Source organism: Pseudorhodobacter sp. E13 (assembly GCF_003991405.1).
Taxonomy (GTDB): domain Bacteria; phylum Pseudomonadota; class Alphaproteobacteria; order Rhodobacterales; family Rhodobacteraceae; genus Pseudorhodobacter.
Window position 1 is genome coordinate 1 of the sequence record NZ_RPEN01000079.1, and the last position, 380, is coordinate 380.

Consider the following 380-nt stretch of genomic DNA (forward strand, 5'->3'; position numbering starts at 1 on the left):
TCCTCGCCCATATCCGCGATCAGCACCGGTTAAGCCTAGGCAGCTACGGCCGACCACGGATGACCGAGGAGTTGAACGAGTTGGGCATTCGCGTCGGCCAGCCATTGCCCGGCAGCGGTTTGCGCGCAAACCGCGAGAGGGGCCGTGTCGGGCGACTTATGCGCCAGAATGGCATCCAGGTCATCCGCAGCCGGAAGTTCAAACGCACCACCGACAGTAACCACGCCTTCAACATCGCGCCGAATCTCTTGCAGCAAGACTTCACTGCAAGCGGGCCGAACCAGAAATGCCTGTCGGTGAATGCAAGCATTCACCTGTCGGTAACAGGCCGGCGACATCACCTATGTATGGACGCGGGAAGGCTGGGTATATCTGGCTGT

General features: G+C 60.0%; 1 pseudogene. It reads left to right on the forward strand.

Annotated features, from left to right (window positions below):
- Positions 1-380 (forward strand): annotated as a pseudogene (locus tag EGN72_RS00185) (hypothetical protein); the annotation flags it as partial.